Source organism: Bryobacter aggregatus MPL3 (assembly GCF_000702445.1).
In the GTDB taxonomy this organism is placed as follows: domain Bacteria; phylum Acidobacteriota; class Terriglobia; order Bryobacterales; family Bryobacteraceae; genus Bryobacter; species Bryobacter aggregatus.
In genome coordinates this window covers 2,034,781-2,055,133 of record NZ_JNIF01000003.1, presented here as the reverse complement: position 1 = coordinate 2,055,133, position 20,353 = coordinate 2,034,781, and the positions used below count along the sequence as shown (strand labels likewise).

Below are 20,353 nucleotides of genomic sequence, written 5' to 3'. Positions count from 1 at the left end.
CTCAGGCAGTCGTCTCGATTGAGAGTACAGATGGCTCTCCAATTTGGGTCTCCAAGATGAGTCACTCCCCCGGTGCGCCAGAGCACCAGCAGCTCCAAGAAGAAAATGCGGCCCTTCGAAAAAGCATCAGGCAACTGCAGCAGCGGCTCCACCATGCGGAGCAACAACTCGAGCTGCATGAGACGGCTCTCGCTTCGAATCAGGAGTTTTCGTTCCTGCTGGACCGGAACAACCGTTTTCTCCATCTCAGCCGAGGGCTGCTGGATCTCCTCCAAACGACTCCGGAAGCGGCCCATGCCCAGGACTTCGCAGACCAGGTCCAGCAACAAGTAGCCCTGGTCTTCGCAACGGGCGAAAGACTTCCGCTCGCCAGCTTCAGCCAGCCAGTGAATGGCATCCTGAGGGACTTTGAGTACAGTCTGGCTCCGGTCTGTGGCCAAGACGGATCCGTGGAGTTTGTCGCGGGAGCGGGCAGAGAAATTGTGGCGCGCAAGAAAACAGCGGCCCAGGAAGAAGAGAACTTCGGTCTGGCAGCTCTCCAAGCGCCCATCGGCATCGTCCTGGTTTCGCAGCATGGGAAGTTCCTCGATGCGAATCAGGCATATCTGAACATGGTGGGATATCGCCGCGAGGAGTTGATTGAACGCGGGTCCGAGCACTTCACCCATCCTGAGGACATTCCGAAAACTCTCGCTTTTACCCATGCTCTGCGGCAAGGTGGCAGAAAGCCGGAGATCCTCGAGAAGCGTTACGTCAGAAAGGATGGTTCCCTGCTGTGGGTCCGGGTATCAGGAATGGTACGGCAATATCAGGACGGCGTACCAACCATGTTCATCGCTGTCGTCGAAGACATCACCCATCGCAAGCGCGTGGAACAAGAACTGCGAGACAGCCAGGCGCGCCTCGAACAGGTGTTCTCACAGGCGCCTGTCGCCATTGTCGTATTGGTGGGCACGGATTTCGTTGTCGAGTTAGCGAATCCATTCGCAGAGGCGCTGATGAATGGCCGGGAAATCAGGAACAAACGCCTGCCGGAAGTGTTGCCAGAGTTGGGTCCCAACGTCTGGCAAGTGCTCGGACAGGTGATGAACACAGGCCAACCCCATCGAGCCTCTGAGTGGCACATTCCGTACGATTACGACAGAGACGGCACCTTAGAAGATCATTGGTTCAATGTGGTCTTCCACCCCGTGCTCGAAATGGATGGGCGCGTTTCAGGGATCGTCGTCGTTTGTAGCGAAGTGACGGTGCAGGTACGTGCCAGGCAGGAAATGGAACGCGTCCATCGGGAACTCGAAGAGTTTTCGTATGTGGCAAGTCACGATCTGCAAGAGCCCTTGCGGATGGTCGGGATCTATACCCAGTTGCTCTTGCGGCGTTTTGTTGGCGACCATCCGGAAGCGGCGCAATACGGCCAGTTTATTCGTCAGGGAGTGGACCGGATGGAGGCGCTCATCCGTGACCTGCTGAACTACTCAAAAACCATCCAAAGAGACGAAGCGCCCGTGGGTCTTGCGGACTTGCCCGTATCACTCGCCGATGCGATCGCAGTGCTCAACAATCACATTGAGGAAGTGGGCGCCATCGTACATTCCACTGCTCTCCCTGTCGTCCGGGGCGATACGCGGCAGTTCAGCCATGTATTTCAGAACTTGATTTCGAACGCGATCAAATACGGCAGAGCCGGCGTCCCGACCGAAATCGAAATTTCCGCAATCCGGCGGGCAGAAGACTGGCTCATCACGGTAGAAGACAATGGCATCGGCTTTGACCCGATCTATGCAGAGCGCATCTTTGGCCTGTTCAAACGTCTCCACAAAGACGAATATCCCGGTACCGGGCTCGGACTGGCAATCTGCCAACGCATCGTCGAAAGGTATGGGGGCAAGATGTGGGCAGATGGAAAACTGGGAGCAGGAGCACAGTTCTATATTTCTCTTCCCCACGTAGGGACACCATGAAAAAGCTCCAGATCCTGTTGGCAGAAGACAATCCAGGCGATGTGGTTCTCATTCAGGAGGCGCTGGATTGCCACCATATTGAGAGTGACCTTCATATCGTCCGCGATGGAGAAGCAGCACTGCAATATGTCAGCACCATGGGCCACCCCAACTGTATTCCGTGCCCGGACGCACTCATCCTCGACATCAATTTAACCAAGGTAGATGGTCTGTCCGTCTTGATCGAGTTCCGTAAACATCCGGAATGCGCGCACACCCCGGTGATCATCGTAACCTCGTCGGACACCATTCGCGACCGCGAGACGATCTCAGCGCTGGGCGTCCTGCACTACTTCCGAAAACCCTCCGACTTCGACGAATATATGAAGCTCGGCGAGTTGGTGAAGGACGCCCTCAAGCAGAACTAGTTGGGCCGTGCCCTGTACTTCTCGTACAAGCGGGTGTGCTTGGATTCAAGACTCTGCGGACGCCCCTGAATAAAGAGCATCTTGATCTCGGTCTTCACCTCCAGCGGATCTCCATTCGTGACCAGCAGATCGGCATACTTGCCTTTCTCAAGCGAGCCATACTTGTCTCCCACGCCAAAGATCTCCGCTGCGTTCAGCGTCAGCGCCTTCAGCGCCTCTGGATAGGGCAGGCCGTAGGCACTCGCACTGGCGGCTTCAAACATGATGTTGCGCGCAAACTGATTCTGGAAGCTGCCGAAAGCAAACTTCACCCCAGCCTTGTGGAGTTGGGCGGGCAGGGCGTAGTTGTAGTCATAGGTCATGTCCGCTTCGGGTGGAAGCTGCGTGACCGGACCGAGAATACAAGGAATCTTCTTCGCGGCGATCAGTTCAACAGCCTTCCCCGGCTCGCGGACATCGGCCAGAATGATCTTGATCTTCTCGGCTTCAGCGAAAGCGATCGCAGCACGAATCTCACGCTCCTTGCCAGCCGCAATCATCACAGGAGCCTTGCCTTCGAGCACCGGAATCATCGCATCGTACTTCAAGTTGACGCGCAACCCGGGAGTTTTTGCATTCTTCGCCAGCATATAGGCACGGGCTTCAGAGAAGAAATGCTTGACCTCCTGCATCTGCGCTTCATAGCGCCGTTTGGCGTCGGCAAAAGACCCATTTGCCTGCTGGAAAGTATCGAAATCGAAGGCCCGCGACTGCATCGACGGAAAGCGCATCTGATACGCTGCGCTTCGATTGATCTCCATCTCCTCGAAGGTGTACCCATCAAGATGAATCAGGGCCGCCTGCCCTTGAATGATGCCGCTCGCTCCACCGCCAGAGCCGCCTGTTCCAGGCAAAGTCAGCACCGTGGTGATGCCGTTGGCGCGCACCACCGGAATGTGTTCTGTCTCTGGATTGATGGCAACAATGGCCCGCAACTGCGGATTGAAATCCCCCAGTTCACCGGTATCATTGGTCTCTCGAATCGAAGAGATCTCAGATAGACCAATATTCGTCGCGGAATTGATCAGTCCGGGATAGGCCTGCAAGCCTTTCCCGTCGATCACACGGACACCCTTCGGAGCAATCTTTGCACCGATTTCGGCGATCTTTCCGTCCACCACCAGCAGCGTCGTATTCTCGACCTTCGGTCCGGAGACAGGAAAAACGGTGATTCCTTTGAGAAAGAAACTATCCTTCTCGCTGGCGAAAACGCTTGCCGCCAGCAGGCAAAGAGGAAGTGCGAATCTCATGCTATTGGGGCCTCCGGGTGACCGCGCCCGCTGGCGGAGCCTGGCGGCGTTGTTCCTGTTTCAATTTCTCTTCCAGCGCCTTCTTGGCTGCTGCTAGCCTGAGGTGGTCGCTCGCATCCTGATCCCGATCGAAGTACTTGACCCCATCGATATAGACCTGCTGCGCCCGCGCATAGCTCGACAACGGATGCTTGTCCCAAATGACAAAGTCCGCGTCTTTCCCTGGTTCGATCGAGCCCACCCACTTGTCGACCTTGATCTGCATCGCCGGGTTGATGGTGATGAGACGAAGCGCCTCTTCTTCCGTCAGGCCGCCATACTTCATTGCCTTGGCCGCTTCGGTATTCAGGCGGCGGATCGTGTCGGCAGAGTCGGAATTGACTCCGGCCAGCACGCCCTTGCGCGTCATGAGAGCCATGTTGTAGGGGATCGCATCGTAAGCCTCAATCTTGTAGGCCCACCAGTCGCTAAAGCCTGCTCCGGCCACCCCATGCTGCACCATTTCCTTGGCCACTTTGTAGCCTTCAAGAATGTGCTGGAAGGTGGTGATCTGGAAGCCCACCCGCTCGGCAACGCGAATCATCATGAGGATTTCATCGGAGCGATAGGCGTGGATATGGACCAGCCGTTTGCCTTCGAGAATTTCCACTAGCGGCTCCAGTTGCAGGTCGCGGCGCGGCGGCATCGCCACTTCACCCTTCGCCTTCTTGGCTTCATAGTCTTTCCAGGTCTGCTGGTATTCCTTGGCCCGGGTGAAGGCTTCGACATAGACATCTTCGATGCCCATCCGCGTGGCGGGATAGCGAAGATTTGCCGTGTTACCGGCGCCTACGCGGCCGCCGGTCGGATTGCCTTGGCGCTTCGGATTCTCACCAAGCGCAAACTTGATGCTGGGCGGAGCCTTGTCGAATGGCATCTCTTCCGCAGGCTTGCCCCAGCGGAGCTTGATCACGCTGCTCTGCCCGCCAATTGCATTGGCGCTGCCATGCAGAATGTTGGCCATCGTCACGCCGCCCGCCAGAGCACGGTAGATCGCAACGTCTTCGGGATTCAGTACATCTTCAATACGCACCATCGACGAGACGGAGATGGAGCCTTCGTTGATGGAGTCAGCCGCAATGTGCGAGTGGCTATCAATGATCCCAGGCAGCACAAACTGGCCGGAGGCATCGACAATCTTCGCATTTGCCGGGATGCTGACCTTCTCACCCACTTCTTTGATCTTGCCGTTTTCCACCACGATCGAACCCTTGATGGTGCCCTTGGTCACAGTGAGGATATTGGCATTCTGCACGACAATCGGCTGGTCTGCCGCAAGCGCCAGGAGCGGTAGGCAGAGGGAAAAGAAAAACGATTTCATCGGGTGGCCTCCAGACGGGCGGGCGCGGCTTCTTCGGGAAGCGGATCGTACTTCACTCCATCAATGACGACAAACTGCACCTTAGAGGCATCCTGGAACAGATCGCCACTGGTGACCGTGAGGTTGCCGATCTTACCTTTCTCGAGAGAGCCAAGTTGCTGGCTCACCCCATAAATCTCGGCGGCGGAAAGCGTCATCGCCCGGAGCGCATCGGCGGGAGCGAGTCCCGCATCAATGGCCCGTTTGATGGCGCGCATGACGTTCGCAGAAGTCTCGACGCCAGCAGAAGAGAAGGTGAACTTCGCCCCAGCCTTGGCCAACACAGCAGGCGTGGACGGAGCCCGGTCGCGCAGCTCAAGCACACGCAGGTCTTCATGATCTTCCGGGTCCTGGTCCCGAGGCGCCACCGGCCAGTTCAGGTTCACAATCGAAGCGACTCCTGACTTAGCCAGTTCGTCCCCCCGCCGAAAGCCTTCATGCAGCCCGTAAATGGCGGCTTTGGTTCCGAACTCTTTGCTGAGCCGGATCACGCGATCAATCTCATGGGCGCGTGTCGCGGGAAATAGCGTAAGCGGCGCCTCGACAATGCCCTCCAGCGCCCGGTCGTAGGTGGGCCGTTGCAGAGTCGGATTCTTTTCATAGAGGGCAAGAGCGCTCTTGTAGTAGTTTGCGTCCAGATAGGTTTGGCGCAAGTATGCGATCGTACCCATCAGGGACGCCGGAAAACCGCCACCACGGTTGCTGGCCATCGTCGTATACATGCCGACCGAAGGGTTCACCACCATGTTGCTGGGCTTGACGCCAGCCAGGTTGATCACCGCCCCTTGGCCCGCAAAAATCCCTGTGGTCGGGAACACAACCGCCGAGGTGAACCCGGCAGCACGCGCGAGCGGCAACCGCCGATCCGTCGGCTTCACCTGATCGGCCGCCTTCACCCAAGGAGTGGTGAGGGGACGATCTTCCGGACCGCGCGACAGGGCCACCGGAGCTGTTCCGGGGGACGGACTCGCAAGGGCCGCCCCGGCCCGGTTCGCTCCCAGAATTGCCGTGGCAAGCGGTACATCAAAACCAAGTGTAGAGAGGCCGTCGATGAGGCCTGGATAAACAGTAAGTCCTTCCCCTTCAATGATCTGTGCGCCACTGGGAGCACTGATGGATTCACCGACCGCGACAATGAGGCCGTCCTGGACGAGGATAGATCCTTTGGGCAAAATGGAGCCACTGACAGGAACGATTTTTGCGTTCCGGATGAACAGTGGCGGAAGGCCTTGCGCCAGTTGCGAGGGTACTGCACTAGCCAAAGCGGCGAATTTCAAAAAGTTTCGGCGCCGGATCATCATATGGGATTGCTAAAGTATAGAAGATTTCAGATTCATGCCAATTACTTACAGTCAGGCCGGCGTCAGCATCGAAGAAGGCGAGAAAACCGTCGATTCCATCAAGGACGCCGCCCGGCGGACTTTCTCAAAGAATGTCTTAACGGGCATTGGTAGTTTTGGCGCTGCCTTCCGCATCAAAGGTTACAAGCAGCCGGTTCTCATCTCGAGCGCCGACGGCATCGGAACCAAGCTCAAGGTGGCCATCCTGGCTGGCAAGCACGACACGGTCGGCGAATGCCTGGTGAACCACTGCGTCAACGACATCATGGTGCAGGGCGCCGATCCGCTCTTCTTTCTCGACTATTTCGCCATGGGTGAGCTCGATTCCGAGATCGCCGGCAGCGTCATCCGTGGCATTGCCCGCGGCTGCGAGCGCAATGGCTGCGCCCTCATTGGCGGCGAAACGGCAGAGATGCCAGGCCTTTACCAGAAGGGCGAGTACGACGTCGCTGGCTTTATCGTCGGCGCTTGCGAAGAGAAAGGCCTCATCACCGGCGCAAAAATCGCTCCTGGCGATGTATTGATCGGTCTCAAGAGCGACGGACTCCACACGAACGGCTATTCCCTGGCCCGCAAGCTGCTCTTTGAAGTCGCCAAGTACGATGTGCATCACGTGGTTCCGGAGCTCGGCGAAAGCGTCGGCGACGCGCTGCTGCACGTCCATCTCAGCTATGCGCCGGCTATGCGCGCGCTACGCAAGGGCAAGCTGCTAAAAGGCGCCGCGCACATCACCGGCGGCGGCATCACCGACAACACCCCACGCATGCTGCCCCCCGGCACCAACGCCAAGATCTCGACCAAGGCCTGGGAAGTGCCTGTGCTGTTTGAACTGATGCGTGAGATCGGCAAGGTGCCCGAAGACGATTGGCGGCGTACTTTCAACCTCGGCATCGGCATGATCGTCTGCGTTCCCGCAGCCGATGCGCCCAAAGCGCTCAAAATCCTCGCCAAAACCGGCTTCCCGGGAGTCGAGCTCGGCAAGGTGGTCAAAGGCAAGAAGAGCGAGAAGCCGAAGGTTCTCTACATCTGATGCGCCTCGGGATCTTGCTGAGTGGTCGCGGATCGAACTTTCAGGCCATCTACCGGGCTGTCGAAAGCGGCAGCCTCCAGGCAGAGATCGCCTGTGTCATCTCGAATGTTCCGGACGCCCCTGGGCTCACCTTTGCGGTCTCAAAAGGGCTGCAAATTTTTGCGCTCGATTCAAAGGGCGTAAAGCGAGTGGACTTCGACCGCCGCGTCCTCGAGATCCTGCGAACGAATAAAGTCGATCTGGTTTGTCTGGCGGGCTACATGCGCCTGCTCAGCCCCGAGTTTGTCGACGCCTATCGCAACCGTATCGTCAACATCCACCCGTCGCTGCTGCCCGCCTTCCCGGGCCTTGATGCGCAAACTCAAGCCTTCGATTACGGCGTCAAAATCGCGGGCTGCACCGTGCACTACGTCGATGAAGGGCTCGACAGCGGCAAGATCATCGCCCAAGCATCTGTAGAAGTTCTCCCAGAGGACACAGCTCAGACGCTCAGCGCGAAGATTCTCGAGCAGGAACATCTTCTTTATCCCAAGGCCATCGCGATGGCGCTAGCCACTCTCTCAAAGTCAGAGTCATAGCATCTTCTTGCGTCACCTGGCATGCATCACAAGAATCGCGGGGAGCACAAGGGACAGAAACTAGCAAGAAGTAGTTCCTGGCGAAACATCCTCTCAGCATTCCCGGGTCTGCGCTGGCTGCACGAGGGGCTATTCGAGAGTCCTGGATCCTGGCTCTTTAAGAGAGATACCTTGGCCTGGCTCCAGCGGCCGGACTACGTTCGGCAACTCCCCACTCCCTATCAATTCTTTGCTCGATTTTGCATTGCCCAAGATTGCGAGCCCGTGGGCGCACAGTTGCTCCTGAACACCATCACCGCCGGCTGGAGAGTCACGGAACTATGGCCTCTTTCCATCGACGACAGGGTGGTCTATCTTGACCTCCAGGATCCTCGATTCCTGGTCATCCCCTCAGAACTGCATCGATGGACAAAGCTCTTTGCGAGCTTCATCGGTCCAGGCGATAGCTTCCTCGATATCGGGGCGAATCATGGAACCTGCTCTGTCGCGGCCGCCTCACTCATCGGCTCTAGCGGCAAGTTGATTGCAGTCGAGCCCCAACCCCGCCTTGCAGCGGCCGTACGCCTTTCCCTCGAGAAGAGCGGGACGTCTTTCGAAGTCCATCAACTCGCATTCGGAGACAACGAGTCGGAGGCCGACTTATTCATTCCACTCGCGAGCAGCGGCTCGGCCGGGCTCTTCGAAGGCGCCTCAGCGATCTCGAGACACAAGTCCGAGAGAGTGCCAATCCGCCGGGCCGATGACGTGCTGAAAGATCGCGTCCTACCTGGCCGCGTCCTGATGAAACTCGACATTGAGGGCAGCGAACTCCGCTTCCTGAGAGGTGCCCGCAACTTCGTCCGGCAACACCAGCCCTCGATCCTGCTCGAATTGAATCCACGCTCGATGCATGCAGCCGGAGTCCGTCACTGCGACCTGATTGAGACACTGATCGAACTCGGATATGAGCAATTCTTGCCCGCTGAAAAACTGCATCCGCCAGGCTTACTTCGCAATCAACTCGATCGCCCGGCAACCAAACAAGAGGACTGGATCATTCTCGGCCGGGATTATGCAACACGGACTTTGCAAGCGAGCCTAGACTAGCGGAATGCAGAACGCCGCTTCGCTCACAATCGAGGGCAAACTCAAGACGTCTGCAATGAGTGCTCTCAGAATTGCGAGTAATCTTTGGCGCTCGACGAAAGCAATATTTTTTCATTGCTGTGATGGCGGCAGTCGAGATTCCCAAACACTTCCAAACGGCGAAGAACAACAACTCGCTCCATCTCTTCGTATGACCAGCCCCTGGATCGCTGGTGCGTCTTCTTCATCTGATCATGCCCATGTTTTCGCTTCTCGGCTCTCCATTGCGCCAAAGTAGATCGAAGCCCCGAACTGGGTTGGTCGCTTGATCTAGGAATCGGTCAGGTCCCACCATCCCTGCTCGCCTTCGGCCATCTGTTGTAGCCAACCGTCGGCTCATTTGCGCGCAATAGCCGAATGAAGTGAACCTCCATCGCACTCACCTCCGCGTTGCTGGCGCTCTCCGATTCCCAAAGAATCTCCCGGCGCACAGTAAAGCCGCGACGCTCTTCTCTCGTGAAGTCCGCCGCGACAAGTGCATGATTCGCACTCCCAAAGTAGTTGATGCTGTCGGTCAGATCCTTGCCGACATAGATTTTCCCGTTCGGGTAGCTGATCTTGTAAATCACTTTCATTTCACGGCGAGGACTCAAAGCCTGCGAATGCCAGGCTACCGCTTCATCGCCTTCGTGGTTGCGACCCGGCTTCCTCCATAGGTGATGCCGAGATCGGTACCTTCGATGAGAATCCGGTCCCGGCCATCCGCGGTGCCGGTGAGTTCGCGCGTCACCAGCCAATTCTTACCATCCGCTCCGGCCTCAAGGAGGATCGTAGTTCCGAGTTTGTCGTAACCATACTTCAGGTCGGCGCTCATGGCGTCGCGCCAGCGCCCATGGATCGTCTTTTTGCTATCGATGATCCACTCGTAAGTGCCGTCGGCTTGGATCGCAATGGGTGGAGCCCCAGCCACATCCAATCCGATCACTTTCCAACTCCCGGTAATCGCATTCTTCGCATAAGCGCCACCGCCACCGCTGAAGAGCTGCCAGACGCCGACAAACCAGCCCCGTGCCACCGGCGCAATCGCGGGAGCATGACAAGTTTTGAGAGATTTGGGGGCGAGCCACTCGATTTCGCCCTTGTAACCGGTGACATACTGCACTTTGTAAAGACCCTTGGCCGCATCAAACTCCAGAATCTTCGCATCGTAGTTGAGCGCCCCGGCGCGCACCACCATGCCGATCTGACAGGGAGGGTTCTGCGCACAAAGCATAAGAGGCAGCAAGAACAACAAGAACCGGAAGCCCATGCCACCAGCCAGCAAAAGCGGATTTCTCATCATTTCTGCAATCAAAGTAGCAGAAGCAAACCAATTCGTGACAAAGGCGCGTTCAAAACAGACGATCAGGCCGGCAACAACTCGCGCATGACGCGCAGAAAGTGCTCGATGTCGTCTTCGTTGTTATAGAGATGAATGCTCACCCGCAACATCCCCTGGCGCGCCGCCACCACAATCTTCTGCGCCGCAAGAGCCTGCACCAGATCGCTGGCATCGCGCCCCGGAAAGCGGCAAGCCAGCAATGGCGTGTTCTCATGGGCGACGCTCCCACCGAGCGCGATCACCCCAGCCCGCAACCTCTCCGACAATGCCAGCACTCGCTGCTCGATCGCCCCAGGTCCCAGTTCCAGCATCAGGTTAAGGCTCTGCTCCATGGCGTAATACAACGGCAAGGCAGGCATGCCCCCCTCATAGCGTTCAGCGGCAGCAGACAACTGCGGTACGCCCTCATGCAGCTTCGCAAAATCGCGCCAGCCCACATGCGAGCGCCACCCGATGATATTCGGCGGCAGCCACTCCCGCGTACTCGGGCGCACATAGACAAAGCCGGCTCCGGTAGGCGACAGCATCCACTTGTAGCCGTGCACCGCCAGCAAATCGGGCTGAAACTCCCGAACATCGAGCGAAAGGGCGCCGCAGCCTTGCGTGCCATCAACATAGAGCAGCGCACCTACGGCATCCAGCTTGACGCGCAACGCTACCAGCGGCGCACGCAGACCACTCGTATAGTTCAGCGCGCTGATCATCACCAATCGCACACGCGCATCCAGATGCGCATCCAAATCACCGATAGGAATTTTGACAAACTCGACACCCTGAGCTGCCAGCCAGCTTGCACCATATAGCAGGTCTGGGAACTCATTGTCGAAGCTGATCACGCGATCGCCGGGCTTCCAGTCGATGCCCCTCAGCAGCAGCGACAAGCCATGTGCCGTACTGGGACAAAACGCAATGTCATCAGCCGAGGCACCCAGCAACGCGGCAATCTTGCCACGCACCCGGTCCAAATCGGCAAACGATTCGAGCAACGGCCCGATCCGCTGCAGATGCCGCAGCACCGCATCCATCGAAGCAGAGGACTGCAATCCGAAGGTCGCCGTATTCAAATACGTTTGCCCCTCCGTCAGAGGAAAGCGCGCCCGGACTGCAGCCCAGTCGATCACACCAACTTCGCTTGGATCCAGGCCGGCACTTCGGTAAGTGCCACTTCGCTTGTCGTTCTCGTGCGGCGTTCCACCACTTCGAGAATGCCCTGCGACAGCTTCTTGCCCACGGTCACGCGCCAAGGAATACCGATCAGTTCGGCGTCCTTGAACTTCACGCCCGGACGCTCGTCGCGGTCATCAAGCAACACGTCGACGCCCAGCGCCTTCAACTGGTTGTAGATGTCGACAGCGGCCTGCTTCTGCGCTTCGTCGCTGACGTTGACCGGCGTCACGACGACTTCAAACGGAGCAATGGCGGCAGGCATCGAGATGCCGTTCTCATCGTTATAGAGTTCTACGGCGCCGCAGAGCACACGCTCGACGCCAATGCCATAGGAACCCATGATGACCTTCACTTCTTTGCCCTCGGAGTTCAGCACCGTCAGCCCCATGGCGTCCGAGTACTTGTAGCCGAGCTTGAAGATGTGTCCGATCTCCATCGTCTTGACGATCTCGAGCGGCGCTCCGGTCTCCACTTCCGTGTCGCCGGCGGCCACCTGGCGCAGGTCCACAAACTTCGCGGTGAAGTCGCGGCCCGGCGTCACGTTTGACAGATGATAGTCGTCCTTGTTGGCGCCCACCACCATGTTCTGGCGGCCTTCGAGCGAGGAGTCCGCATAGATCGGCAGCTTCGGCGCATTCACCGGACCAAGCGACCCAGGATCGGCGCCAAACAGCCCACGAATCTCGTCCGGCGTCGCCGCACGGTATTCCTTGCAACCCACCGCCGCGACAAACTTTGTCTCGCTCATCTGGTGGTCGCCGCGCAACAACGCCAGCACCGGCTTCTGCTGCTTGCCGAAATCGGCAATCACCACCACGCTCTTGATCAGCGAGGTGGCAGGCAACTGCAGAAAGGCGCTCACTTCATCGATCGTCTTAAAGCCCGGCGTGTGGATCTCAGTCGGGGCCACGTCGCTTGTGTCATCGGGAGCAGCCAGCGGCGCGGGACGCGACACGGCCTTCTCGAGATTCGCCGCATAGCCGGTCTGCCTGCAGCGCACGACATAGTCTTCGCCCGCATCGGTTGCGACCATGAACTCCTGGCTCGCCGAACCACCCATCGCACCCGAATCGGCATCCACCACCAGAAACTCGATGCCGCAACGCTCAAAGATCCGGCAATAGGCCTGGCGATGCTTCTCGTAGCTCAGATCGAGGCCTGCGGCGTCGATATCAAAGGAGTAGCTGTCCTTCATGAAGAACTGGCGCACACGTAGCAGGCCACTCTTCGGACGCGGCTCGTCGCGGAACTTCGTCTGGATCTGGTACCAGATCTGCGGCAGTTGCTTATAGCTGCGCAGTTCGCCGCGCGCGATGGAGGTCATGACTTCTTCGTGCGTCATGCCGAGGCAAAGGTCGCGATTGAAGCGATCCTTCAGACGGAACATGTTCTGTCCCATCCCGGTCCAACGGCCGCTCTCCTGCCACACTTCAGCAGGGTTCAGCGCAGCCAGATGAAACTCCTGCGCGCCGATCGCTTCCATCTCCTCGCGGATGATGCGCATAATCTTCGCGATGCTGCGCTGGGCGAGGAAAAGGTAGTTGTAGATGCCCGCGCCAAGCGGCCGGATATAACCAGCACGGAGAAGAAGGCGGTGGCTGGCAACCTCTGCGTCGGCAGGGACCTCCCGCAAGGTGGGGATGAAAAGATGACTCCAATACATGGGGAACTCGCTTCTGGAAGGGGTAAGTTTACGAGTCTAGCATGCTAAACTGTGGGTTCTTTGCCCCTTCCAGAGTGGAGAGCAGCTTTGCGGAAAAGCCGGGCCCACATTGCCTAGAAAGGTGAGTTCAAAATCATGAATGACGCAGTACGTATGGAGCGGAGCCTTCAGCAGGTGGATCCCGAGGTAGCAGAAGCACTGCGCCACGAAACCGAACGCCAGCAGGACTTCCTCGAACTGATCGCGAGCGAGAACTTCACCTCTGAGGCGATTCTCGAAGCCACCGGCAGCATCTTCACCAACAAATACGCCGAAGGCTATCCCGGCCGCCGCTATTACGGTGGTTGCGAACACTCGGACGTGGTTGAAAATCTGGCCCGCGAGCGCGCCAAAAAGCTCTTCGGCGCCCAGTACGCAAACGTGCAGCCGCACTCCGGCTCCCAGGCGAACCAGGCCGCGTATGCGGCGGTCATCAATCCGGGCGACACGATTCTCGGCATGAATCTGTCCCATGGCGGCCATCTCACCCACGGCCACCACCTGAATTTCTCCGGCAAAACCTACAAGATCGTCCCCTACGGCGTGCGCCAGGACACCGAGTTGATCGATTACGATGAGCTTGCCCGTCTGGCCGATGAGCACAAGCCGAAGATGCTGATTGGCGGCGCCAGCGCCTACCCCCGCATCATCGATTTCAAGCGGATGCGTGAGATTGCCGATTCAGTCGGTGCCATCTTCCTCGTCGACATGGCGCATTACTCCGGTCTCGTCGCCGGCGGCGGCTACCCGAACCCCTGCGAACACGCCCACATCGTCACCTCCACCACGCACAAGACCCTGCGCGGGCCCCGCAGCGGCCTGATCCTCGCGGAAGAGCGCTTTGCCAAGGATATTGACCGTACTGTCTTCCCGGGTACCCAGGGCGGCCCGCTCATGCACGTTGTTGCGGCCAAGGCCGTCTGCTTCCTGGAAGCGATGCAGCCCGATTTCGCTGTCTACGTGCAGAACATCCTGAGCAATGCCAAGGTGCTGGCCAGCGCATTGGCCAAGCACGGCTACCGTATCATTTCCGGTGGCACAGACTCTCACCTTGTCCTGATGGATGTATTCTCCAAAGGCTTGAAGGGCAAGGAAGCCGAAGCAGCACTCGACCGCGCGCACATCACGGTCAACAAGAACGCGATCCCCTTTGATACGAACCCGCCGCTGAACCCCAGCGGCATTCGTCTCGGCACTGCGGCCTTAACCACCCGTGGCTTTGGAAACGCGGAATTCGAACAAGTTGCGGCATTGATTGCCGAGGTGCTCGCCGAGCCTGCGAGCGAAGAGCGCAGCGCCGAAGTTCGTAAAAAAGTGCATGCGTTGACGGAAGGATTTCCGCTATACGCATGGAGACAAGCCACCACCCCCACCGCCGTCTAGGCGCGCCGATGCGCATCGCGATTGACGTCCGTCATGCCAGAGATTTCGGCATCGGCACGTACATTCGCAACATGGTGCACGCCCTCTCACGCATCGACGAGGAAAATCGATATATTCTCGCCGGGCGCAAAGAGGACTTGCGGGAATTTGGCGAACTGCCCTGCAATTTCAAAAGGGCAGTTTTCCCAAGATCGGACGCAGGCTTTCTCAACCAGATCAGCTTTCCGCTCTTTCTCCGGCGGCTGGAGCCCGATCTCTGCCACGTCCCGCTGAATGCGGCTCCGCTCTTCATGCCAAAGCCTTATATCGTCACGATCCACGACATGAGCAGCCTGCTCTTTCCAGAGCAGCAACAGCAGGACGGCAACTCGATGCGGCATCAGTACCGGCTCTTTCGCTTCCGGCGCAGCCTGCTGCGCGCCAATCGCATCATTGCCGTATCAAAATCGACGCAGCGCGACGTCGAAGATCTCCTGCGGGTGCCCCAAGGCCGCATTCGCCAGATCTACTCGGCGCCAGACCCCAATTTCCTCGAACACGCCCATCTGGCCACCTCAGGCAGTCCCGCCTTTGAAGTGGAGCGCAAAAAGACGCTCGAGCGTTATCAGATCTCTTACCCCTTCCTTCTCTACGCTGGCAACGTGCGCCCCCAGAAGAATGTCCCGCGGCTGGTGGAGGCCTTTGCCGTCCTGCGCAACGAACTTGAAGGCCACCCCCTCTACAAGGACCTTCGCCTGATTATCATCGGCGACGAGATGTGGAAGCACCCGCAAGTGCGGCGCATGGTGATTCAAACGCGCATGGAGCCCTATGTGCGCTTTTTTGGCTTCGTTCCGTTTGATACTCTGCGCATCTTTTATTCCGCCGCGCGAGTCTTTGTTTTCCCTTCCCTCTATGAGGGCTTCGGCATGCCGCCCCTGGAGGCGATGGCCTCCGGAACACCCGTGGTCTGCTCGGGCACCAGTTCTCTGCCCGAAGTGGTGGGCGACGCAGCCGTTCTGGTGAACCCGGAGAATGTCTTCGACATCGCCCGCGGCATCCGCGACGTCCTACTCGACGAGAAGCTGCGCACGGAGTTGATCGCCAGAGGCCACATCCAGTCGCGCAGCTTCCATTGGGAACAGACCGCCCACAGCGTGCTCGAAGTCTACCGGGACGCCGCACAGGATAAGCTCAGGCAGCAACGTAAATCCTAAAATCCATAAAATAAGTCGAATAAAAATATCAAATAACTAGCAAATCGTTTTACATCAATCAGATGCAAGGACCTCTAGATAAATCAAGGAGTTTTAAGGAAAATTACCATTGAATTATCACGTAAATGGGATAATTATAGTCATACACCGCTTAGAGAAGAGGCACCTGCCGCTTCGTACTCTCAGAATTAAGGACTGAATCCCATGGAATGGACACGTAGTGAAACAATCGGTTTAGCCAGTGCATCGTGCGTATTCTGCCGAGGCTTAGGACTCCGAAAGACTCGAATTCGAGGACTGGATAAGCCATGCGGCTGCGTATTTCGGGCGATCTTTCGTTCGTGTTATGCCCGTTACCGGCATTGCCTGGAGAAAGCCGGGAGAACCAGCGCCGCAACAATCGAGCGCACCGATGGCCCGAGCGGCAATCGGCTCTTTGGGCGGCGCAACGAAGAGTTCATCGCGGATTTCGAGCTCACCTGCAAGCGTGCACTCGACCAGGAGGAGTATCAGCTCTTCCGCTACCATTTCCTGCTGGGAGCCGACTGGAAACTCTGCACAACCAAGCTGAATCTCGATCGCGGTACTTTCTTCCATCTCGTCTATAAGTTGCAAGAGCAGTTAGGACGAGTCTTCCGCGAACTGGAGCCCTATGCCCTGTTCCCTCTCGATCAGTACTTTGGCGGCATGAACATCCGCCGCGTCCACGCCTCACAGTTGTGCACCCTTGAGCCACTCTCGGAAGGAACGGAGGAGGAGGAAGAAGAGGAGCTCGAACTGGAGGAAGACCATGCCCCCACCACAAAACTGATTGAGCTTCCCCGCCGGAGCAATACGGTTTCACGGCACTTCCCCATTCGCCAGCAGCTGAGCCAGGAAGAAGACGCCGCCTAAGGCAACGAAGCTGCATTCACCCCCAGCAGCAAGGCCAGATTCGCGAGAATCTGATTCGACGTCATGTCCCAATCGGGTGAGTATTCGTCCGAGGGCTGGTGGTAGTGTTTGGCGCCATAGTTCATTGAAAATGCGCCCGGCACTCCCACCGGTACGAGTGAATACGCGGCCACTCCGGCGCGGACGAAACTGAAGTGATCGCTGCGGAACTCGCTGCCGCTCTCCGGCCGGGGGTCTTCCCGCAGCGGCACTCCATAGCGCTTGGAAGCCCCTTCCACCAGACTCCACAACTGGGGAGTGCCCTTACCATGCACCATCAGCCCTTCCGGTTTTCCACCAGGAACGATGGCGTCGATGTTGATGTTCAAACGAGTGGCAGACAGCGGCACCAGCGGATGCCGGACATAGTATTCTGACCCGCGCAGTCCGCTCTCCTCCGCCGTCACAAAGACAAACAACGCACTGCGTCGCGGACGCGGGCTGAGCGACGCCCAGGAGCGGGCAATCTCGATCAGCGCCGCACAGCCAGTGGCATTGTCCACCGCTCCGTTGAAGATGCGGTCGGCGCCCGCTGCCGCTTCCCCCAGATGGTCCCAATGGGAGGAGTAGAGAATCGTCTCCGCCGCCACATCCGGATCGGAACCCTCCACCCGGGCCACCACATTCTGCGACTCGATCTGCCGGATCGTCGCGCGCAACGATACTGCCATCGTCTGCCCGAACGGCTCCGCCCGGAAGCCCTTGGTGTCGGCCCGCGCCAACAGAGCAGGAACATCGAAACCCAACTCCTGTGCGGCTCCTGCCTGCATCCAGGCAGCGAGCCGGAGTGCGGGTTGCCCGGCCTCACGCCGGAGCTGGATGTCTTCACGGCCCCAGGAATTCTCAACCACGCTCCAGGCATAGCTCGCCGTCTCGGGCGTGTGGATGATGATCGCGCCTGCCGCACCTTGCCGCGCGGCCTCCTCAAACTTGTAGGTCCAGCGGCCGTAATATGTGAGCGCCTTGCCGCCAAAGAAGGCGGGATCGTTGCTGGGCGGCTCGCCAGTAAACAGCACGACGATCTTGCCCTTCACATCAACACCCTCGTAGTCATTCCACTGGAACTCCGGGGCATGGATCCCATGGCCCACAAAGACCAAAGGAGCATTGAAATCAAGATGCGCCTCCTGGGTTTGCGTCGTTCCCACAAAGTGAGTGCGCCAGTGGATCTGCTTGGTTCCCACACGGAGCTTGGCGCCGGAATCCACCAGAATCCCGGTGAGCGGCACATTCTGAAAGAAGCTCTGGTGGTCGCCAGCGGGCTTGGCGCCTGCCGCTTCCAAGGCGGAGGCAATGTATTGGGTCGCCAGTTGTCCGCCTCGCACACCGACGCTCCGGCCTTCGAGCAAGTCGCTGGCAAGGAAGCGGATATGGGCGCGTAACCGGTTACTCTCCACCGGAATCGGCTGTCCCCAGGCAGCAAGTGTCGCGAAAAGCACACAGCAGGCTCGAATCATAAACAGAGTTTAGCTAGGCTTGAGGGGATGCAAAGTTTTGAGGCGCCGCGTGCGCGCAAGGGTTCTACCGCGCACGAGCTCCATGGTTTGAGTTGGACGGACGAGTATGCGTGGCTTCGCGAGAAGGCAAATCCAGAATTGTTGGCTCATCTGGAGGCGGAGAACGAGTTCACCCGCCGGGCGATGCAATCGACAGAAAGCTTGCGATCCACCCTCTATGAAGAGATCCTCGGGCGCATCCAGGAAACGGACCTCACCGTGCCGATCAAAGAGGGCCCCTATCTTTACTACACCCGTACAGAGAAAGGCCGCCAGTATCCGCTTTATTGCCGCAAAGCCGATGAGCCGGACGCCGCGGAAGCGATCTATCTCGATTCCAATACGCTGGCTGAAGGCCACGACTACTTTCGTCTCGGGGTGATCGAGCCGAGCCCGGACCATCGTCTGCTCGCCTATTCCACCGACATCGAAGGCGACGAAGACTATACGATCTCCGTCAAGGATCTCGCCACTGGGGAGTTGCAAAGCGACCGCATTGAGCGCACCTATGACTCGCTGGCCTGGGCGGCAGACAACCAAAGCTTCTACTACAGCGTGCTCGATGAAGCCCGGCGTCCTTACCGCATCTTCCACCATCTCCTAGGCAAGGCGGCCAGCGAAGACACGCTCGTCTTTGAGGAAAGCGACGAACGCTTCCGCGTCGAGCTTTTCAAAACGCGCAGCAAGCGCTTCTTCATTCTGGAAGTTGCCTCCTCGACAACGACAGAAATCTGGCTTTCGGAGGACGGCGAGTTTCGCCTCTTCCGGCCCCGGCAACAGGACATCGAATACAGCCTGACCCATCAGGGCGACTACTTCTATATCCGGATCAACGATCAAGGCCGCAACTTCCGCTTGCTGCGCACTCCGGTCAACCAATGGCAGGAGAGCGCCTGGGAAGAAGTGCTGCCGCACCGGCAGGACGTCTATCTGGAAAATGCAACGGCGTTTGCAAACTACCTGGTGGTGACTGAGCGGAGTGGCGGGCTCCGGCGCTTCCGCTTCCAGCGGAACGGCGAAAGCACTTGGAAAAGCATCGAATTTCCTGAAGCCGCCTATGCCGTGGGCCTGAGCGGAAATGCAGAATACGAAGCCAATTCGTTGCGCTACCAGTACCAATCGCCGGTCACACCGCCCAGTGTCTTCGATTACAACCTCGAAACCGGCATCGCCGAACTGAAGAAGCAGCTCGAGGTGCCAGGTGGCTTTGACGCCTCACTCTATTGCGTCGAGCGCATGGTCGCGCTCAGTCACGACAAGACCGCGGTGCCCATCGTCCTGTTCTACCGGAAAGGCCTCAACCGCGACCTCCCACATCCCACCTTGCTCTACGGCTATGGCGCCTATGGCTCCAATAGTGACGCGGGCTTTAGCGGCTCCCGCCTCAGCTTGGTGGACCGGGGCGTCGTTTATGCGATTGCCCAAGTGCGCGGTGGCGCGGAAATGGGCCAGCCCTGGCACGACGCCGGACGCATGCAGAACAAACGCAATAGCTTCCTCGACTTCGTTGCCTGCGCCGAGACCCTCATCGCCGAAGGCTGGACCGAACGCTCCAAGCTCATCATTGAAGGCGGCAGCGCCGGAGGCTTGCTGGTGGGCGCGGCAGTCACCATGCGGCCCGAGCTCTTTGGCGGCGTGCTCGCCCATGTCCCCTTTGTCGACGTCGTCCACACCATGCTCGATGCCACCTTGCCGCTCACGGTTGGCGAATACGAAGAGTGGGGCAATCCGGCCGACCCCGAAGCCTTCGAGTACATCCGTTCCTATTCTCCTTATGAGAATGTGCGCCAGGCCGAGTATCCGCCGATGCTGGTGACTGCGGGCCTGAATGACCCGCGGGTCTCCTATTGGGAGCCCTCCAAATGGGTGGCACGGCTGCGTGAAAATAATCTCGCCCAAAGCGAAATTCTGCTCAAGATCAATATGGGCGCCGGGCATTTTGGAGCCTCCGGCCGCTACGATCGCATTCGCGAAGTCGCCTTTGAGTTTGCCTGGCTATTGAAAACCTGGCGGCTGATATAGAGTG

17 protein-coding genes are annotated in these 20,353 nt (G+C 58.3%); 9 read left to right on the top strand and 8 right to left on the bottom strand.

Annotation, left to right across the window (positions count from 1 at the left end; all coding sequences use genetic code 11):
• The first annotated feature begins 56 nt into the window (after window positions 1-56).
• Both M017_RS0109745 and M017_RS0109740 read left to right on the top strand, forming a co-directional pair.
• Window positions 57-1,961, top strand: a complete 1,905-nt coding sequence (locus tag M017_RS0109745) for a sensor histidine kinase (protein WP_031497671.1) — start codon at window positions 57-59, stop codon at window positions 1,959-1,961.
• On the top strand, window positions 1,958-2,368 hold the full coding sequence (locus M017_RS0109740) for a response regulator (RefSeq protein WP_031497670.1): 411 nt from the start codon (window positions 1,958-1,960) through the stop codon (window positions 2,366-2,368). Before M017_RS0109745 ends, M017_RS0109740 begins: the two co-directional genes overlap by 4 nt.
• Here the strand turns inward: M017_RS0109740 and M017_RS0109735 are convergent.
• The 3 genes from M017_RS0109735 to M017_RS0109725 are packed head-to-tail and all read right to left on the bottom strand — an operon-like array spanning window position 2,365 to window position 6,318.
• Entirely contained in the window at window positions 2,365-3,657 is a 1,293-nt protein-coding gene (locus M017_RS0109735; protein ID WP_051669774.1) for an amidohydrolase family protein, read from the bottom strand. The genes M017_RS0109740 and M017_RS0109735 overlap by 4 nt on opposite strands.
• Window position 3,658: 1 nt before the next feature.
• On the bottom strand, window positions 3,659-5,017 hold the full coding sequence (locus M017_RS0109730; RefSeq protein WP_031497668.1) for an amidohydrolase: 1,359 nt from the start codon (window positions 5,015-5,017) through the stop codon (window positions 3,659-3,661).
• Window positions 5,014-6,318 carry an amidohydrolase family protein gene (locus M017_RS0109725; RefSeq protein ID WP_162179872.1) on the bottom strand — a complete coding sequence of 435 codons (1,305 nt, stop codon included), beginning with the start codon at window positions 6,316-6,318 and terminating at the stop codon, window positions 5,014-5,016. Before M017_RS0109725 ends, M017_RS0109730 begins: the two co-directional genes overlap by 4 nt.
• A 73-nt stretch (window positions 6,319-6,391) precedes the next feature.
• Here M017_RS0109725 and purM point away from each other — a divergent pair, with 73 nt between their 5' ends.
• From purM to M017_RS0109710, 3 genes are all read left to right on the top strand, one after another.
• Window positions 6,392-7,426: a phosphoribosylformylglycinamidine cyclo-ligase gene (purM, locus tag M017_RS0109720; protein WP_035957752.1), complete on the top strand. Its 1,035-nt coding sequence runs from the start codon at window positions 6,392-6,394 to the stop codon at window positions 7,424-7,426.
• Window positions 7,426-8,004, top strand: a complete 579-nt coding sequence (gene purN, locus M017_RS0109715) for a phosphoribosylglycinamide formyltransferase (protein WP_031497665.1) — start codon at window positions 7,426-7,428, stop codon at window positions 8,002-8,004. Before purM ends, purN begins: the two co-directional genes overlap by 1 nt.
• Before the next feature lie 171 nt (window positions 8,005-8,175).
• On the top strand, window positions 8,176-9,090 hold the full coding sequence (locus M017_RS0109710; RefSeq protein ID WP_031497664.1) for an FkbM family methyltransferase: 915 nt from the start codon (window positions 8,176-8,178) through the stop codon (window positions 9,088-9,090).
• A 320-nt stretch (window positions 9,091-9,410) separates the two neighbouring features.
• Here the strand turns inward: M017_RS0109710 and M017_RS0109700 are convergent, their stop codons facing one another.
• From M017_RS0109700 to M017_RS0109685, 4 genes are all read right to left on the bottom strand, one after another.
• Complete coding sequence (locus tag M017_RS0109700) at window positions 9,411-9,704, bottom strand: GIY-YIG nuclease family protein (protein WP_031497663.1); 294 nt, start codon at window positions 9,702-9,704, stop codon at window positions 9,411-9,413.
• Window positions 9,705-9,739: 35 nt separating this feature from the next.
• The gene (locus M017_RS0109695) at window positions 9,740-10,408 is read right to left on the bottom strand and encodes a hypothetical protein (protein WP_155121335.1); all 669 of its coding nucleotides are present in this window, start codon (window positions 10,406-10,408) and stop codon (window positions 9,740-9,742) included.
• Window positions 10,409-10,473: 65 nt separating this feature from the next.
• Window positions 10,474-11,571 carry an aminotransferase class V-fold PLP-dependent enzyme gene (locus M017_RS0109690; RefSeq protein WP_031497661.1) on the bottom strand — a complete coding sequence of 366 codons (1,098 nt, stop codon included), beginning with the start codon at window positions 11,569-11,571 and terminating at the stop codon, window positions 10,474-10,476.
• Window positions 11,568-13,280, bottom strand: a complete 1,713-nt coding sequence (locus M017_RS0109685; RefSeq protein ID WP_031497660.1) for a proline--tRNA ligase — start codon at window positions 13,278-13,280, stop codon at window positions 11,568-11,570. The genes M017_RS0109690 and M017_RS0109685 overlap by 4 nt, the downstream gene beginning before the upstream one ends.
• A gap of 135 nt (window positions 13,281-13,415) precedes the next feature.
• On the opposite strand from M017_RS0109685, the gene glyA reads away from it, so the two are divergent.
• The 3 genes from glyA (at window position 13,416) to M017_RS0109670 (ending at window position 16,792) form a co-directional block, all read left to right on the top strand.
• The gene (gene glyA / locus M017_RS0109680; RefSeq protein WP_031497659.1) at window positions 13,416-14,702 is read left to right on the top strand and encodes a serine hydroxymethyltransferase; all 1,287 of its coding nucleotides are present in this window, start codon (window positions 13,416-13,418) and stop codon (window positions 14,700-14,702) included.
• Between the two features lie 8 nt (window positions 14,703-14,710).
• Complete coding sequence (locus tag M017_RS0109675) at window positions 14,711-15,898, top strand: glycosyltransferase family 4 protein (protein ID WP_031497658.1); 1,188 nt, start codon at window positions 14,711-14,713, stop codon at window positions 15,896-15,898.
• Between the two features lie 204 nt (window positions 15,899-16,102).
• On the top strand, window positions 16,103-16,792 hold the full coding sequence (locus tag M017_RS0109670) for a hypothetical protein (RefSeq protein WP_031497657.1): 690 nt from the start codon (window positions 16,103-16,105) through the stop codon (window positions 16,790-16,792).
• Here the strand turns inward: M017_RS0109670 and M017_RS0109665 are convergent.
• Entirely contained in the window at window positions 16,789-18,288 is a 1,500-nt protein-coding gene (locus M017_RS0109665; protein ID WP_051669769.1) for a M28 family peptidase, read from the bottom strand. The genes M017_RS0109670 and M017_RS0109665 overlap by 4 nt on opposite strands.
• 27 nt (window positions 18,289-18,315) lie before the next feature.
• Between M017_RS0109665 and M017_RS0109660 the strand changes: the two genes are divergently transcribed.
• Complete coding sequence (locus tag M017_RS0109660) at window positions 18,316-20,349, top strand: S9 family peptidase (RefSeq protein ID WP_035957750.1); 2,034 nt, start codon at window positions 18,316-18,318, stop codon at window positions 20,347-20,349.
• The last annotated feature ends 4 nt before the right edge of the window (window positions 20,350-20,353 follow it).

Coding starts and splice junctions, on each gene's coding strand:
- purM (WP_035957752.1), top strand. CDS start 6,392: ATGCCAATTACTTACAGTCAGGCCGGCGTCAGCATCGAAGAAGGCGAG.
- M017_RS0109695 (WP_155121335.1), bottom strand. CDS start 10,408: ATGAGAAATCCGCTTTTGCTGGCTGGTGGCATGGGCTTCCGGTTCTTG.
- purN (WP_031497665.1), top strand. CDS start 7,426: ATGCGCCTCGGGATCTTGCTGAGTGGTCGCGGATCGAACTTTCAGGCC.
- M017_RS0109670 (WP_031497657.1), top strand. CDS start 16,103: ATGGAATGGACACGTAGTGAAACAATCGGTTTAGCCAGTGCATCGTGC.
- M017_RS0109700 (WP_031497663.1), bottom strand. CDS start 9,704: ATGAAAGTGATTTACAAGATCAGCTACCCGAACGGGAAAATCTATGTC.
- M017_RS0109685 (WP_031497660.1), bottom strand. CDS start 13,280: ATGTATTGGAGTCATCTTTTCATCCCCACCTTGCGGGAGGTCCCTGCC.
- M017_RS0109745 (WP_031497671.1), top strand. CDS start 57: ATGAGTCACTCCCCCGGTGCGCCAGAGCACCAGCAGCTCCAAGAAGAA.
- glyA (WP_031497659.1), top strand. CDS start 13,416: ATGAATGACGCAGTACGTATGGAGCGGAGCCTTCAGCAGGTGGATCCC.
- M017_RS0109735 (WP_051669774.1), bottom strand. CDS start 3,657: ATGAGATTCGCACTTCCTCTTTGCCTGCTGGCGGCAAGCGTTTTCGCC.
- M017_RS0109740 (WP_031497670.1), top strand. CDS start 1,958: ATGAAAAAGCTCCAGATCCTGTTGGCAGAAGACAATCCAGGCGATGTG.
- M017_RS0109730 (WP_031497668.1), bottom strand. CDS start 5,017: ATGAAATCGTTTTTCTTTTCCCTCTGCCTACCGCTCCTGGCGCTTGCG.
- M017_RS0109675 (WP_031497658.1), top strand. CDS start 14,711: ATGCGCATCGCGATTGACGTCCGTCATGCCAGAGATTTCGGCATCGGC.
- M017_RS0109660 (WP_035957750.1), top strand. CDS start 18,316: ATGCAAAGTTTTGAGGCGCCGCGTGCGCGCAAGGGTTCTACCGCGCAC.
- M017_RS0109665 (WP_051669769.1), bottom strand. CDS start 18,288: ATGATTCGAGCCTGCTGTGTGCTTTTCGCGACACTTGCTGCCTGGGGA.